Below are 14776 nucleotides of genomic sequence, written 5' to 3'. Positions count from 1 at the left end.
GCCCGGCCGGGGGATGGACAATGTCCTGCCGGTCGGGAACCGTGCAGGAAGAAGACGCGACGCAGCCGGCCGCCGCCCCGACCTGGAACCGCAGCCGGGCCTACTCAAGACACGCAGGAGCAAGTGGTGATCGAAGAGACCCTCCTCGAGGCCGAGGAGAAGATGGAGAAGGCCGTCGTGGTCGCCAAGGAGGACTTCGCCGCGATCCGCACCGGCCGTGCGCACCCGGCGATGTTCAACAAGATCGTGGCCGACTACTACGGCGCCCTGACGCCGATCAACCAGCTGGCCTCGTTCTCCGTGCCCGAGCCGCGGATGGCCGTGGTGACGCCGTTCGACAAGAGCGCGCTCCGCAACATCGAGCAGGCGATCCGCGACTCCGACCTGGGCGTCAACCCGAGCAACGACGGCAACATCATCCGGGTGGTGTTCCCCGAGCTCACCGAGGAGCGGCGCCGCGAGTACATCAAGGTCGCCAAGGGCAAGGGCGAGGACGCCAAGGTGTCCATCCGCTCCGTGCGCCGCAAGGCCAAGGACGCCATCGACAAGCTGATCAAGGACGGCGAGGTCGGCGAGGACGAGGGCCGCCGTGCGGAGAAGGAGCTCGACGACACCACCGCGAAGTACGTCGCCCAGGTGGACGAGCTCCTCAAGCACAAGGAAGCGGAACTGCTCGAGGTCTGATGAACGACTCTTCCTGGGGCGCGCCGCCGCAAGCCGGGTACTGGGGCACCACCGAGCAGGTACCTGGCCAGGGGTATGTCCAGGGAGCCGCCACGGCGGGTCCCGCGTACGATGCGCACAACGCGCAGCACACTCGCCCCATGCCCATCGTGCCCGAACACGGCGGAGCCCAGGATGACCACCGGGACGACCCGAGGGCCGCTCGGCTGAGCGGCCCTCTGTTCCGGGACGAGACGTTCCCCGAGGGGACGTTCACGGCCGGGACGGTCCCGGACGGAACGTTCCGCGACCAGACCTCGCCGGCGCAGCCCCACCCGGTGGCGCCGCAGAATCCGGAGCCCATGCCCGACGCCTCGCAGCCGGCGACCCCGTCGCAGCCGGCGCCGCAGAAGAAGAGCGCGGGGCGCGACCTGGGCGCGGCGATAGGGGTCGGGGTGGGACTCGGCGCGGTGATCGTCGCGTCGCTGTTCGTCGTGAAGGCCGTGTTCGTCGGCGTGGTCGCGGTCGCGGTCGTGGTGGGCCTGTGGGAGCTGACCAAGCGGCTGAAGGAACGCAGGGACATCAGGGCGCCGCTGGTTCCGCTCGCGCTCGGCGGCGCCGCGATGGTGGTCGCCGGGTATGTGCGGGGCGCCGACGGCGCATGGGTCGCGATGGCGCTGACGGCGCTGGCGGTGCTGGTCTGGCGGATGACCGAACCGCCGGAGAACTATCTGCGCGACGTCACGGCGGGCGTCTTCGCCGCGTTCTACGTGCCGTTCCTCGCCACGTTCGTCGCGATGATGCTGGCCGCGGACGACGGTCCGTGGCGGGTGCTGACGTTCCTGCTGCTGACCGTGGTGAGCGACACCGGCGCCTACGCCGTCGGCTGGCGCTTCGGCCGGACCAAGCTCGCCCCGCGGATCAGCCCCGGCAAGACCCGCGAGGGCCTGCTCGGCGCGGTCGCCTTCGCGATGGCCGCGGGCGCGCTGTGCATGCAGTTCCTGATCGACGGCGGCCAGTGGTGGCAGGGCCTGCTGCTCGGCCTCGCGGTCGCCGCCAGCGCCACCCTGGGCGACCTCGGCGAGTCGATGATCAAGCGGGACCTGGGCATCAAGGACATGGGTTCCCTGCTTCCGGGCCACGGCGGCATCATGGACCGGCTGGACTCCCTGCTGCCGACGGCGCCGGTGGCGTGGCTGCTGCTGGTGGTCTTCGTCGGGTCCGGATAGGTGAACGATCTTCGCCGGGCCGGTCTGACCTGTGCTTTCCCTGCCCGGGTGACGTTGTCCACAGGGTGGCGGGTCCTGCCGTGCGGGTCTGCGACACTGGTAGGGCCATGCCTAAGCCCGGAGAACTCACTTTCGTCGCCCCGCGCGGAGCCAAGAAGCCGCCGCGGCACCTCGCCGACCTGTCGCCCGCCGAGCGCAAGGAGGCGGTCGCCGCCGTCGGTGAGAAGCCGTTCCGCGCCAAGCAGCTCTCGCAGCACTACTTCGCGCGGTACGCGCACGACCCGCAGCAGTGGACCGACATTCCGGCCACGTCCCGCCTCCGGCTCCAGGAGGCGCTGCTTCCCGAGCTGATGACGGTCGTGCGCCATCTGTCGACCGACCAGGGCACCACCCGCAAGACCCTGTGGCGGATGGTCGACGGGACCCTGGTGGAGTCCGTGCTCATGCGCTATCCGGACCGGGTCACCATGTGCATCAGCTCCCAGGCGGGCTGCGGCATGAACTGCCCGTTCTGTGCCACCGGCCAGGCGGGTCTGGACCGGAACCTGTCCACCGCAGAGATCGTGCACCAGATCGTCGACGGCATGCGGGCGCTGCGCGACGGCGAGGTCCCCGGCGGCCCGGCACGGCTGTCCAACATCGTGTTCATGGGCATGGGCGAGCCGCTCGCCAACTACAACCGCGTCGTCGGCGCCATCCGCCGCCTCACCGATGCCGAGCCCGACGGCCTCGGTCTGTCCCAGCGCGGCATCACCGTCTCCACCGTCGGCCTGGTCCCGGCCATCCACCGGTTCGCCGACGAGGGCTTCAAGTGCCGCCTCGCGATCTCGCTGCACGCGCCCGACGACGAGCTGCGCGACACCCTCGTCCCGGTGAACACCCGGTGGAAGGTGCGCGAGGTGCTGGACGCCGGGTTCGAGTACAGCGCCAGGTCCGGGCGCCGGCTGTCCATCGAGTACGCGCTGATCCGGGACATCAACGACCACGCCTGGCGGGGCGACCGGCTCGGCCGGCTGCTGAAGGGCAAGCCGGTCCATGTCAACCTGATTCCGCTCAACCCCACCCCCGGTTCCAAGTGGACCGCCTCCCGCCCCGAGGACGAGAGGGCGTTCCTCGAGGCCATCGCCGCCCACGGGGTGCCGGTGACGATCCGGGACACCCGAGGGCAGGAGATCGACGGGGCGTGTGGTCAGCTCGCCGCGAGCGAGAGGTAATCTGACCGGCGTGAGAACAACTTCATACACCTGACATCGTCACTTTCCGACAGGGGAGCGCCACAGCGCTGAGAGTGCGGCACCGGCCGCAGACCCTCCGAACCTGGCCCAGGTCATTCTGGGTAGGGAGATCGGTCATCACTCGAGCTGTTGCGCCCTGTCCGGGGCTCCTGACGGAGCACCGGGCGGGGCCGCGTCTTCTCCTGGTCTCCCAGGAGGAATCAGTGAGCAACACCAGCAAGCGTCTCGCGGCGGCCGTCGCCGCCCTCGGCATGGCCGGCGGGCTCGCCGCCTGCGGGTCGTCCGACGGGGACGGCGGGAAGGCGTCCGGCGACACCCGGACGGTCACCCTCGTCAGCCATGACTCGTGGGCCGCGTCCGAGGACGTCATAGCCGAGTTCGAGAAGAGCTCCGGCTACCAGGTCGAGGTCCTGGAGGACGGCGACGCCGGGCAGGCCGTCAACAAGGCGATCCTGACCAAGGACAACCCGCAGGGCGACGTCTTCTTCGGCGTCGACAACACCCTGCTCTCCCGGGCACTGGACAACGGACTGTTCCAGCCGTACGAGGCGAAGGGCTCCGACCTGATCCTCCGGGAGTACCGCGCCGACCAGGACCGGAACCGCGTCACCCCCGTCGACACCGGCGACATCTGCGTCAACTACGACAAGGCGTACTTCAGCGAGCGCAAGCTGACCCCGCCGGACTCCCTGGACGATCTGATCAAGCCGGAGTACAAGAACCTCCTCGTCACCGAGAACGCGTCAACCTCCTCGCCCGGCCTCGGTTTCCTGCTCGGCACCGCCGCCCAGTACGGCGACGAGGGCTGGCCGGACTACTGGAAGAAGCTGAGGGCCAACGGCGTGAAGGTCGTCGACGGCTGGGAGCAGGCCTACAACGAGGAGTTCTCCGGCTCGGCCGGCGGCAAGCAGGCCGGCGGCGACCGCCCGCTCGTCGTCTCCTACGCCTCCTCCCCGCCCGCAGAGGTGATCTACGCCGATCCGCAGCCGGACACCGCGCCCACCGGCGTCGCCACCGGCACCTGCTTCCGGCAGGTGGAGTACGCCGGCCTGCTGAGCAACGCCGCCAATCCCGAGGGCGGCAAGGCGCTCATCGACTTCCTGATCAGCAAGCGGTTCCAGGAGGACATGCCGCTCAACATGTTCGTCTACCCGGTGGTCGAGGGAGCGCAGATCCCCCAGGCCTTCGAGGACCACGGGCCGCAGGCCGAGGATCCGCAGACCATGGACCCGGCAGAGATCGCCGAGCACCGCGACGAGTGGGTCAAGTCGTGGACGTCGCTCGTACTGAAGTAGCCACGCGCGGACGCCGCACGGGGAACGCGGCGCGGCTCGCCCTGATGGCCGGGCCCGTCGCGTTCTTCGCGGTGTTCTTCGCCTACCCGGTCGCCGCGATCGTCGCGCGCGGCCTGCGCGTGGACGGCGCCTGGCAGCTCGGCCGGATCGTCGAGGTCGCGGCGGAGCCCGGCATCCGGGAGGTGCTGTGGTTCACCACCTGGCAGGCGCTGGCCTCCACCGCGCTCACGCTGCTGATCGCACTGCCCGGCGCGTATGTCTTCGCCCGGCTGGACTTCCCCGGCAAGCAGGTGCTGCGGGCCGTGGTCACCGTGCCGTTCGTGCTGCCCACGGTCGTGGTCGGCACCGCGTTCCTGGCGCTGGTCGGGCGCGGCGGACTGCTCGACGGCCTGTGGGGCGTACGGCTGGACACCACGGTCTGGGCGATCCTGCTCGCGCACGTCTTCTTCAACTACGCCGTCGTGGTGCGCACCGTCGGCGGACTGTGGTCGCAGCTCGACCCGCGGCAGGAGGAGGCCGCGCGGATGCTGGGCGCCTCGCGCCTGCACGCCTGGCGCACGGTCACCCTGCCCGCGCTCGGCCCCGCCGTGGCCGCCGCCGCGCTGATGGTGTTCCTGTTCACCTTCACCTCCTTCGGCGTCGTCCAGATCCTCGGCGGGCCCACCTTCGCCACCCTGGAAGTGGAGATCTACCGGCAGACCTCGCAGGTCTTCGACCTGTCCACGGCCGCCGTGCTGACCCTGGTCCAGTTCGCCGCGGTCGGCGCAGTTCTCGCCGTGCACGCCTGGACCGTACGCCGCCGGGAGAGCGCCCTGCGGCTGGTGGACGCGGCCGTCACCGCCCGCCGGCCGCGCGGTGCCGGGCAGTGGGCGCTGCTCACCGGGGTCCTGGCCACCGTCGCCGTGCTGATCCTGCTGCCGCTCGGGGTGCTGGTCGAGCGTTCGCTGGGCGCCGCGGGGCTCGGCTACTACCGGGCGCTGACCCGTAAGGACGGGGGTGCCTTCCTCGTACCGCCGATCGAGGCCGTCGGCAACTCACTGCAGTACGCCGTCGCCGCCACCGCCATCGCCGTGCTGATCGGCGGTCTCGCCGCCGCAGCGCTGACCCGCCGGGACGCGGGCCGCTTCGTGCGCGGCTTCGACGCGCTGCTGATGCTGCCGCTCGGGGTGTCCGCGGTGACCGTCGGCTTCGGGTTCCTGATCGCGCTCGACGAGCCGCCGCTGGACCTGAGGTCCTCCTGGATTCTCGTGCCGCTGGCGCAGGCACTGGTCGGCGTGCCGTTCGTGGTACGGACCATGCTGCCGGTGCTCCGCGCGGTGGACGCGCGGCTGCGGGAGGCGGCGGCGGTGCTCGGGGCGTCGCCCTGGCGGGTGTGGCGGGAGGTCGATCTGCCGCTGGTGCGGCGGGCACTGCTGATCGCGGCCGGGTTCGCCTTCGCGGTGTCGCTGGGGGAGTTCGGGGCGACCGTGTTCATCGCGCGGCCGGACAACCCCACCCTGCCGGTGGCGGTGGCGCGGCTGCTGGGCCGGCCGGGGGACATGAACTACGGCCAGGCGATGGCCCTGTCCACCATTCTCATGATCGTGTGTGCCGTGTCGCTGCTGGTGCTGGAGCGGCTGCGGACCGACCGGACCGGGGAGTTCTAGCCATGCCGTCGAGCCTGCCGAGCCTGCCGAGCCCGCCTAGCCTGCTCGGCCTCGAGGACGCCACCGTGCGCTTCGGTGGGCGCGCGGTGCTGGACGCCGTCGCTCTCGACGTCGCCGAGCACGAGGTGGTGTGCGTGCTGGGGCCGAGCGGCAGCGGCAAGTCCACGCTGCTGCGGGCGGTGGCCGGACTGCAGCATCTGGACGCCGGGCGGGTGCTGCTCGACGGACGGGACCAGACGGGCGTACCGGCGCACCGGCGCGAGGTCGGGCTGATGTTCCAGGACCACCAGCTGTTCCCGCAGCGGGACGTGGCCGGGAACGTCGCCTTCGGCCCCCGGATGCACGGCGCCTCCCGGGCCGAACAGCGGCGGCGCGTGACGGAGTTGCTGGAGCTGGTCGGGCTGCCGGACGCCGCGGACCGGGCGGTCGGCGCGCTCTCCGGCGGCGAGCAGCAGCGGGTGGCGCTGGCCCGCGCCCTCGCGCCCCGGCCCCGGCTGCTGATGCTGGACGAACCGCTCGGCCAGCTCGACCGCTCGCTCCGGGAGCGGCTCGTCGTCGAACTGCGGGAGTTGTTCGGCCGGCTGGGCACCACGGTGCTCGCCGTCACCCACGACCAGGGCGAGGCGTTCGCGCTCGCCGACCGGGTGGTGGTGATGCGGGACGGGCGGATCGCCCAGGCCGGCACACCGCTCGAGGTGTGGCAGCGTCCGGCCGACGCCTTCGTGGCCCGGTTCCTCGGCTTCGACAACGTGGTCGCGGCGACCGTCGCCGGGCCGGCCGCGGACACCCCGTGGGGCAAGCTGCCGGTCCCCGAGGACGCCCCGCAGGGCGACCGCACGGTGCTCGTGCGCCCCGCCGGGGTCCTGCTGGTCGCTGCCGACGCGGGTCTGCGCTGCACGGTCACCGCCCGCACCTTCAAGGGCACTCATGTCGCCGTGCACCTCCAGCCCGAGAACGGGCCCCGGCTGGAGGCGGCCTGCCCGCTGCGGGCTGCGCCGGAGGTCGGGGAACACGTCGGTGTGGAGTTCGACGCGGCGGAGACCGTCGTACTCGGCTGAGCACCCCGTCCGTACCCGGTCGAGTGGCCTGCGGGGCGACCGCCTCGCCCTGCAGGCCGGGCCGGCAACGGCGGTGGCCCGCCCCCGAGTCGGGGACGGGCCACTGTGCTGCCGGGGCGCGGGTGTCAGCGGTCGCTGCTCGCCCCGCGGCGGCGCATGCCGAAGAAGACGGCGCCACCGCCGGCCACTACCAGCGCGGCCGCGATGCCGGCGATCAGACCGGTGTTGGAGTCAGCCCCCGTCTCGGCGAGGTTGGACTCGCCGGCCGGTGACGGGGCGTTGCTGGAGGTGTCCGCGGGAGCGGTGCTCCCGCTCTCCGAAGCCGCCGGGGTCGACGGGGACGGGACCGGGGACTCGGTGTCCTCGGCCGGGGGCGCGGAGCTCTCCGACGGCGTCGGGGTCGGTGTCGGACTCGGCGACTCCTCCTCCTCGGCGCAGGCGGTCGCCGGGGTGACGAGGTTCGGCTTGATGTCCTCGTCGACGTAGGGCTCGGCCTTGACGTGGATGCGGTACTCGGTGTTCGGCTTCCAGTCCTCGGTGAAGGTGACGGTGGTGCCCTCGCGGGAGCCCTTGACCACCTCCTCGCCGACCTTCTTGGCGTCGGCGCCGTTGTTCTGCAGGTAGACGGTGATGGTGGCGGGGATCCCGGCGGGGTCCTTGTCGGTGACGGTGATGACGCCCTTGTCGCCGTCGCACACGGCGGCGGCGGAGAACTCGCTGATGTTGCAGGCGGACGCGGTGCCGGAGGCGGCGACCGCCAGGGCGAGCGAGGCGGACGCGACGCCGAGGGCGCGGACGCCACGGCGGGACGCGGTGCGGTTGAGTATGGACGGGACGGCCACGTTGGTCCTTTGCGGATGCCCGGATGCGGGGGGTGTGGACAGGGTGCTGACACGGCATCAGCACGCCCAGGAGTCCCACTGGTTTATAAGCGTTGCATAAGAAGTGTCAACGCATATGCCGGTCAAGAGGCTGGGCTTTGCCGTCTTATTAACCGACGGCACGTTTCGGCGCCGTCCGAGCGGCGGGACCTGCTCCTCCGGCTCCGGGCATCCGCCTGCCCGTCAGCCCTCCACCGCGGCCGGGTCCATCCAGACGACCTCCCAGGTGTGGCCGTCGAGGTCGTCGAAGGAACGGCCGTACATGAAACCCATGTCCTGGATCTTGTCGGACGCGGTGCCGCCGGCGGCCACAGCCTTCTGGAGCAGCTCGTCGACCTTCTCCCGGCTCTCCGCACTGAGCGCGATCAGCACCTCGCTGGTCTTCGAGGAGTCCGCGATCTCCTTGTCGGTGAACGTGGCGTAGAAGGGCTTGGTGAGCAGCATCGCGATGATGGTGTCACTGATCACGACGGATGCCGCGTTCTCGTCGCTGAACTGCGGATTGATCGAGTAGCCGAGCTCCGTGAAGAACTTCTTCGAGGCGTCGAGGTCGTTCACGGGCAGGTTCACGAAGATCATCTGCTGGTACACGGGTTCTCCCCATCGGTGTCGTGGTGCGCTGTCGTGCCGTTCGGAGGGGTAGACCCGGGGCGGGTGCGGAACTCATCGGTGCGCCGGGAGATTTCCGGGCTCTTCCTCACGCCACCGCCAGCGGCAGCGCCGCCAGCTCGGCGACGGCCAGGGTGAGCGGGCCGAACAGCGCCAGCAGTGCACCGGCCCGCAGTGCTGCCGCGCCGCGCAGCATCCCGGCGGGCGCGCCGAGGCGCAGGAGAGCGGCCGTGGTGTCGGCGCGGGCGTGCTTGGCCTCGACAGCGGCGGTGAGCAGCGTGGCCACCGCGCAGCCCGCCACGAGGAGGGCGCCGAGGGTGCTGAGCGGGCCGAACGTCGGGCCGTCCGCGGCGTAGACGGTCGTCGCCGCGTACGCGGCCGAGGCGACGGCGCAGACCACGCCGAGAGGGCGGCCGATGCGGGTCGCCTCCTCCATCAGTACCCGCCCGGCCAGCAGACGCAGGGCGCCCGGGCGAGCGGCCTGCAGCAGGCGTCCGCACAGGTGGGTGAGGCCCGGGCCGGCCAGGGCCAGGCCCAGGGCGGTCAGGGCCCAGCCGATGAGGACGCCGGCGGCGGGGGTGGCGTCTGCGGCCGTGGTACGGCTCGAGTAGGTCTCTGCCGCGAGGCCTGCGGCCAGGACCGCGATGCCCCAGGGGAGAGCGCTGAGGGGCTGGCGGCGGGGAAGGGGGACCGGAGTGCCGGGGATGCCGTCGGCTTCGGCCGGGGCGTGGGTCTCGCTCGCCTGCGCCGACAAGGTGCCTCCCTCGGCGGGGGGATCTCCAGGGCCCACCCGTGCCGTCGCGCCGGTACGACTGCCCACGTGCTCCGTCGCCCCGGCGGTACGACTGGCCGCCGGCTCCGTCGCCCCGGCGGTACCACTGGCCACAGCATCCGTCCGCCCGGCGGTACGGCTGCCCGCAGTATCCGCCCTCCCGGCGGTACGGCCGGCCGCGGGTTCCGCCGCCCCGGCGGTACGACTGCCCGCAGCCCCGGTGTCCTTGCGGGCGCCGAACCGGCCGAACCGCCCGTAGGCGCCGAAAGTCTCACGTGCCGCGAGTCCGTAGGCGCCGAAGCGGCCGTACCGGGGGGTGCGGTCGTCGCCGCGGGCCGGGCGGGGTTCGCGGGGCCGTAGCAGCAGGGCCACCGCCGCCGACGCGGTCAGCGGTACCAGCGCCAGCAGGGTCAGCGCCGCCGGGAGGGGAAGGGGCCGCCCGCTGCCGAGAGTGTCGGGGGCGGCGCCGTCGATGGGCAGCCCGGTCAGATCGCCTCGCAGATGCAGGAAGAACAGCAGCGCCAGCATCGAGCCGAGCGTGCAGGACAGTGCCGTGGTGGTCGCCGACACCGCCATCAGCCGGCCGGGGCCGAGACCGATCGCCGACAGCCCCGTGCGGGGCCGGGTGCCCGGGTCGGTGCGGGCCACCGCGACCGCGAACTGCACGCTGGCGGCGAGCGGAGCCGCGCACCAGGCCAGCCGGAGTGCAGCGGCGCCCGGTGCCTCGGGGTGGCTGATCGCGTACCCGAGAGCGCTCAGCAGCAGGAAGCCCGTGCCCGCGGAGGCCGCCGCGACCAGGAGACGGCGCAGCTGGACGGCGAGGTGGGCGCCCCGGGTCAGGCGGAGAGCGAGCACGCGGCGCGGCCTTCCGTGCCGGCGGCCCCGGAGGCCGTCGTGGTCTCGGCGACAGGCGGCAGGTGCACCGTCTTGACCCGGCGCCCGTCGAGCAGGGCCACCGTGCGGTCCGCGAGCGCCGCCGTCTCCGCGTCGTGGGTGGCGAGCACGACCGTGATGCCGTGCGAGCGGGCCGCCGTGGTGAGCGTGCGCAGCACATGGGCGCGGTCGGCCCGGTGCAGCGGCGCCGTCGGCTCGTCGGCGAACAGCACCGAGGGTGCCACGGCGAGGGCGCGGGCGATGCAGACCCGCTGGCGCTCGGCCTGGCGGAGCTCCTGGGGGCGGCGGCGGGCCCCGTCGCCGATGTCGAGCCGCTCCAGCCAGTCCAGGGCGAGCTGCCTGGCGCGGCGCCGGGGGGTGCCGCGCAGCATCAGCGGGAGCGCGGCGTTCTCCCAGGCGTTCAGCTCGGGGACGAGCACCGGCGCCGGGTCGATCCAGCCGAACCGGTCGCGCCGCAGCCGCTCCCGGCTGATCGGACCCATGGTGTGCAGGGGCACGCTGTTGAACCAGACCTCGCCGCGCTGCGGCCGGACCAGTCCGGACAGGCAGCCGAGCAGTGCCGTCTTCCCGCTGCCGCGCGGCCCGCTCACGGCGAGGATCTCGCGCTCCCGGACGCCGACCGAGACGCCTTGCAGCGCCGGGGAGCCGTCGTTGTGCTGGAAGTGCAGGGCGTGGGCCCAGAGCACGTCGTTGTCCGGCGGGGCCACCATGGGCGTACACCTCGGTTCTGATCCATGTCCCACGTCTCGTCCCCCCGGGGCCGGGGGTCCCCCGTCCGGGGGAACGAGGGCAGGGCCGATCGGTCACAGGGCACGCTAGGCAGGACGGGCCGGGAGGCCGGACAGCACGCGGCCCCGGGCCGCCGTTCTCACCCGAACGGACGGCACCGGGGCCGTTGATGATCATCCGGAAGGATGATCAGAGCTTCGTCCACGCCTCCGAGAGCGTCGCGCGCAGGATCTGCTCGATCTCGTCGAACGTCCCCTGGTCGGAGATCAGCGGCGGGGCGAGCTGGATGACCGGGTCGCCGCGGTCGTCGGCACGGCAGTACAGGCCGTTCTCGTACAGCTTCTTGGAGAGGAAGCCGTACAGGACCCGCTCGGTCTCCTCCTCGTCGAAGGACTCCTTCGTGGCCTTGTCCTTGACCAGCTCGATGCCGTAGAAGTAGCCGTTGCCGCGGACGTCGCCGACGATCGGCAGGTCGTGCAGCTTCTCCAGGGTGGCGCGGAAGGCGCCCTCGTTGTCCAGCACGTGCTGGGGCAGGCTCTCGCGCTCGAACAGGTCGAGGTTGGCCAGGCCCACGGCCGCGGAGACCGGGTGGCCGCCGAAGGTGTAGCCGTGCAGGAAGGTGTTGTCGCCCTTGTAGAACGGCTCCGCCAGCCGGTCGGAGACGATGCAGGCGCCGATCGGGGAGTAGCCCGACGTCATGCCCTTGGCACAGGTGATCATGTCCGGGACGTAGCCGAACTTGTCGCAGGCGAAGATCGTGCCCAGCCGGCCGAAGGCACAGATGACCTCGTCCGACACCAGCAGCACGTCGTACTGGTCGCAGATCTCGCGCACCCGCTGGAAGTAGCCGGGCGGGGGCGGGAAGCAGCCGCCGGCGTTCTGCACCGGCTCCAGGAAGACGGCCGCGACCGTCTCCGGGCCCTCGAAGAGGATCTGCTGCTCGATCTGGTCGGCGGCCCAGCGGCCGAAGGCCTCGGGGTCGTCGCCGTGGATCGGGGCGCGGTAGATGTTCGTGTTCGGCACCTTGTGCGCGCCCGGGACGAGCGGCTCGAAGGGGGCCTTGAGGGCCGGCAGGCCGGTGATGGACAGGGCGCCCTGCGGGGTGCCGTGGTAGGCGACCGCGCGGGAGATCACCTTGTGCTTGGTGGGCTTGCCGGTCAGCTTGAAGTACTGCTTGGCGAGCTTCCAGGCGGTCTCGACCGCCTCGCCGCCGCCGGTGGTGAAGAAGACCTTGTTCAGGTCGCCGGGAGCGTGGTGCGCGAGGCGCTCGGCCAGTTCGACGGCCTTCGGGTGCGCGTAGGACCACACGGGGAAGAACGCCAGCTCCTGCGCCTGCTTGGACGCGGTCTCGGCCAGCTCCGTACGGCCGTGGCCGGCCTGGACCACGAACAGGCCGGCGAGACCGTCGAGGTAGCGCTTGCCCCGGTCGTCGTAGATGTAGGTGCCCTCGCCCCGGACGATGGTGGGGACCGGGGAGTTCTCGTACGAGGACATGCGGGTGAAGTGCATCCACAGGTGGTCGTACGCGGACCTGCTGAGGTCCTTCTGACTGGCGCTGCTCACGGTTATCGGGTTCCCCACATGTAGGTCTGCTTCTTGAGCTTGAGGTAGACGAAGCTCTCGGTGGAGCGCACTCCGGGGACGGCCCGGATGCGTTTGTTGATGACGTCCAGGAGGTGGTCGTCGTCCTCGCAGACGATCTCCACCATCAGGTCGAAGGAGCCTGCGGTCATCACCACGTACTCGCATTCGGACATGGCGGTCAGCGCGTCGGCGACGGACTCCACGTCGCCCTCGACGTTGATCCCGACCATCGCCTGCCGTCGGAAGCCCACGGTGAGCGGGTCCGTGACGGCGACGATCTGCATCACGCCCTGGTCGAGCAGCTTCTGGACGCGCTGGCGCACGGCCGCCTCCGACAGGCCGACGGCCTTGCCGATGGCGGCGTACGGCCGGCGGCCGTCCTCCTGGAGCTGTTCGATGATGGCGAGGGACACGGCGTCCAACTGGGGACCGCCGTTCCTGGACTCGCGGGAGTCCCTGGGGTCTGCGCTTCGACTGGCCACGGCCACACTGTGCACGACGTCTCGACAGTTTCGCAAGCCCGGATCAATGAAATTCGTTGTTTGAGTCCACAAACCCTGCGGATTTCGCAATCGAGAGGTGATCGGGGGTGTTGAAAACGTCGGCTCTCCGATTAGGGTGGGTGTCTCAGTGATTGGACACCCGAACTTGGAGGGCCGGCAGTGAGCACCGAGCTGCGTCGTCTGCGCAATTACATCGACGGTGAGTTCCGGGACGCCGCCGACGGGCGGACCACGGAGGTGGTCAACCCCGCCACCGGCGAGGCGTACGCGACCGCTCCGCTGTCCGGGCAGGCGGACGTCGACGCCGCCATGAAGGCCGCCGCGGAGGCCTTCCCGGCCTGGCGCGACACCATCCCGGCGGAGCGGCAGAAGGCCCTGCTCAAGATCGCGGACGCGTTCGAGGAGCGTGCGGAGGAACTGATCGCGGCCGAGGTGGAGAACACGGGCAAGCCGACCGGGCTGACCCGCTCCGAGGAGATCCCGCCGATGGTCGACCAGATCCGCTTCTTCGCGGGCGCGGCCCGGATGCTGGAGGGCCGCAGCGCCGGAGAGTACATGGAGGGCCTGACCTCCATGATCCGCCGCGAGCCGATCGGCGTCTGCGCGCAGGTCGCGCCGTGGAACTACCCGATGATGATGGCCGTGTGGAAGTTCGCCCCGGCGCTGGCCGCGGGCAACACGGTCGTCCTGAAGCCCTCGGACACCACCCCCGCCTCGACCGTCCTGATGGCCGACATCATCGGCTCGGTCCTGCCCAAGGGCGTCTTCAACGTCATCTGCGGCGACCGCGACACCGGCCGGATGATGGTCGAGCACGAGACGCCGGCGATGGCCTCCATCACCGGTTCGGTACGGGCCGGCATGTCGGTCGCCGAGTCCGCGTCGAAGGACCTCAAGCGGGTCCACCTGGAGCTGGGCGGCAAGGCGCCGGTCGTGGTCTTCGAGGACACCGACATCGCCAAGGCCGTCGAGGACATCTCGGTGGCGGGCTTCTTCAACGCCGGCCAGGACTGCACCGCGGCCACCCGCGTGCTGGTCCACGAGTCGATCCACGACGAGTTCGTGAGCGCGCTCGCCAAGGCCGCGTCGGAGACCAGGACCGGTCAGCCGGACGACGAGGACGTCCTCTTCGGCCCGCTGAACAACCCCAACCAGCTCCAGCAGGTCACCGGCTTCATCGAGCGGCTGCCCGCCCACGCCAAGGTCGAGGCCGGCGGCCACCGGGTCGGCGACAAGGGCTACTTCTACGCCCCGACCGTCGTCTCGGGCCTGAAGCAGGACGACGAGATCATCCAGAAGGAGGTCTTCGGCCCGGTCATCACCGTCCAGTCCTTCCGCGACGAGGACCAGGCCGTCCAGTGGGCCAACGGCGTCGAGTACGCGCTGGCCTCCTCGGTGTGGACCAAGGACCACGGCCGCGCCATGCGGATGTCCAAGAAGCTCGACTTCGGCTGTGTGTGGATCAACACCCACATCCCGCTGGTCGCCGAGATGCCGCACGGCGGCTTCAAGAAGTCCGGCTACGGCAAGGACCTGTCGGCGTACGGCTTCGACGACTACACCCGCATCAAGCACGTGATGACGTCGCTGGACGTCTGACGGACCCGGTGTCCGCGCGGCCCCGGACGGGAGCTCCCCTCCGGGGCCGCGCGGTTCCACGGGCAGCATAGACACACTG

The 14776-nt window shown here is 71.3% G+C and carries 13 protein-coding genes and 1 riboswitch; of the genes, 7 read left to right on the top strand and 6 right to left on the bottom strand.

Going from position 1 to position 14776, the window contains the following annotated elements; translation table 11 throughout:
• Positions 1-126: 126 nt before the first annotated feature.
• From frr to V5O46_RS15275, 6 genes are all read left to right on the top strand, one after another.
• Entirely contained in the window at positions 127-684 is a 558-nt protein-coding gene (gene frr, locus V5O46_RS15300; protein WP_189981158.1) for a ribosome recycling factor, read from the top strand.
• Positions 684-1892, top strand: a complete 1209-nt coding sequence (locus V5O46_RS15295) for a phosphatidate cytidylyltransferase (RefSeq protein ID WP_332885147.1) — start codon at positions 684-686, stop codon at positions 1890-1892. The genes frr and V5O46_RS15295 overlap by 1 nt, the downstream gene beginning before the upstream one ends.
• Positions 1893-1999: 107 nt before the next feature.
• Entirely contained in the window at positions 2000-3106 is a 1107-nt protein-coding gene (gene rlmN / locus V5O46_RS15290; protein WP_332885146.1) for a 23S rRNA (adenine(2503)-C(2))-methyltransferase RlmN, read from the top strand.
• Between the two features lie 41 nt (positions 3107-3147).
• Positions 3148-3253, top strand: a riboswitch (TPP riboswitch).
• Between the two features lie 125 nt (positions 3254-3378).
• Positions 3379-4422, top strand: a complete 1044-nt coding sequence (locus V5O46_RS15285) for a thiamine ABC transporter substrate-binding protein (protein WP_332885275.1) — start codon at positions 3379-3381, stop codon at positions 4420-4422.
• A complete protein-coding gene (locus V5O46_RS15280) occupies positions 4398-6068 on the top strand; it encodes an ABC transporter permease (RefSeq protein ID WP_332885145.1) in 1671 nt (556 codons plus the stop codon). The genes V5O46_RS15285 and V5O46_RS15280 overlap by 25 nt, the downstream gene beginning before the upstream one ends.
• A gap of 2 nt (positions 6069-6070) precedes the next feature.
• Positions 6071-7126 (top strand): ABC transporter ATP-binding protein, encoded by a 1056-nt coding sequence (locus V5O46_RS15275; protein WP_332885144.1) that lies wholly within the window; start codon positions 6071-6073, stop codon positions 7124-7126.
• Positions 7127-7251: 125 nt separating this feature from the next.
• Here the strand turns inward: V5O46_RS15275 and V5O46_RS15270 are convergent, their stop codons facing one another.
• From V5O46_RS15270 to V5O46_RS15245, 6 genes are all read right to left on the bottom strand, one after another.
• Positions 7252-7968 carry an LAETG motif-containing sortase-dependent surface protein gene (locus V5O46_RS15270; protein ID WP_332885143.1) on the bottom strand — a complete coding sequence of 239 codons (717 nt, stop codon included), beginning with the start codon at positions 7966-7968 and terminating at the stop codon, positions 7252-7254.
• 222 nt (positions 7969-8190) lie between these two features.
• On the bottom strand, positions 8191-8598 hold the full coding sequence (locus tag V5O46_RS15265; RefSeq protein ID WP_332885142.1) for a VOC family protein: 408 nt from the start codon (positions 8596-8598) through the stop codon (positions 8191-8193).
• A gap of 106 nt (positions 8599-8704) precedes the next feature.
• Positions 8705-10243, bottom strand: coding sequence for a hypothetical protein (locus V5O46_RS15260; protein ID WP_332885141.1), 1539 nt, complete (start codon positions 10241-10243; stop codon positions 8705-8707).
• Positions 10225-10992, bottom strand: a complete 768-nt coding sequence (locus tag V5O46_RS15255) for an ABC transporter ATP-binding protein (RefSeq protein WP_332885140.1) — start codon at positions 10990-10992, stop codon at positions 10225-10227. The genes V5O46_RS15260 and V5O46_RS15255 overlap by 19 nt, the downstream gene beginning before the upstream one ends.
• Before the next feature lie 208 nt (positions 10993-11200).
• On the bottom strand, positions 11201-12592 hold the full coding sequence (locus V5O46_RS15250; RefSeq protein WP_408649002.1) for an aspartate aminotransferase family protein: 1392 nt from the start codon (positions 12590-12592) through the stop codon (positions 11201-11203).
• On the bottom strand, positions 12577-13092 hold the full coding sequence (locus V5O46_RS15245; RefSeq protein WP_332885138.1) for an Lrp/AsnC family transcriptional regulator: 516 nt from the start codon (positions 13090-13092) through the stop codon (positions 12577-12579). The genes V5O46_RS15250 and V5O46_RS15245 overlap by 16 nt, the downstream gene beginning before the upstream one ends.
• 165 nt (positions 13093-13257) lie before the next feature.
• Between V5O46_RS15245 and V5O46_RS15240 the strand changes: the two genes are divergently transcribed.
• A complete protein-coding gene (locus V5O46_RS15240) occupies positions 13258-14697 on the top strand; it encodes a gamma-aminobutyraldehyde dehydrogenase (RefSeq protein ID WP_332885137.1) in 1440 nt (479 codons plus the stop codon).
• Positions 14698-14776 lie beyond the last annotated feature (79 nt).

It is taken from the genome of Streptomyces poriticola (genome assembly GCF_036689765.1).
GTDB classification, from domain to species: domain Bacteria; phylum Actinomycetota; class Actinomycetes; order Streptomycetales; family Streptomycetaceae; genus Streptomyces; species Streptomyces poriticola.
Note: the sequence above shows the minus strand (reverse complement) of the source record. Positions and strands in the feature narration are given on the sequence as shown.

Excerpts from the sequence above, each read along its gene's own strand:
- V5O46_RS15295 (WP_332885147.1), top strand. The coding sequence starts at position 684 with ATGAACGACTCTTCCTGGGGCGCGCCGCCGCAAGCCGGGTACTGGGGC.
- rlmN (WP_332885146.1), top strand. The coding sequence starts at position 2,000 with ATGCCTAAGCCCGGAGAACTCACTTTCGTCGCCCCGCGCGGAGCCAAG.
- V5O46_RS15285 (WP_332885275.1), top strand. The coding sequence starts at position 3,379 with ATGGCCGGCGGGCTCGCCGCCTGCGGGTCGTCCGACGGGGACGGCGGG.
- V5O46_RS15275 (WP_332885144.1), top strand. The coding sequence starts at position 6,071 with ATGCCGTCGAGCCTGCCGAGCCTGCCGAGCCCGCCTAGCCTGCTCGGC.
- V5O46_RS15255 (WP_332885140.1), bottom strand. The coding sequence starts at position 10,992 with ATGGTGGCCCCGCCGGACAACGACGTGCTCTGGGCCCACGCCCTGCAC.